Origin of the sequence: Neisseria sp. P0014.S002 (genome assembly GCF_051958295.1) — a bacterium.
GTDB classification, from domain to species: Bacteria; Pseudomonadota; Gammaproteobacteria; order Burkholderiales; family Neisseriaceae; genus Neisseria; species Neisseria flavescens_B.
Genome location: NZ_JBQCVO010000125.1, coordinates 1 through 238 on the forward strand (window position 1 = coordinate 1; position 238 = coordinate 238).

Genomic DNA, 238 nt, shown 5'->3' on the forward strand with positions numbered 1-238 from the left:
ATGCATCGGCTACCGCTTGCTCGTCGCTGTCTTTGATGCCGTTGTTGTCTGCATCGGTGACGGACGGTACGGGCACTTCGTTCACATCGTCTGTACGGGTTTGCAAGGATGCTTTGGTGTTGCCTTCCGCATCTTTCGCACCTTCCGGCAATGCTTTCACTGCCGCATCCGCCGCCGCTTGGGTTTCAGCGACTTTGGCGTTCAGTGCTGTCAGTTTGTCCGCTTCTGCTTGGCTGAT

The 238-nt window shown here is 56.3% G+C and carries 1 protein-coding gene; it reads right to left on the bottom strand.

From position 1 onward, the window contains the following. A partial coding sequence (locus tag ACTHSX_RS10855) for a GA-like domain-containing protein (RefSeq protein ID WP_440379689.1) occupies positions 1 to 238 on the bottom strand: 238 nt, incomplete at both ends.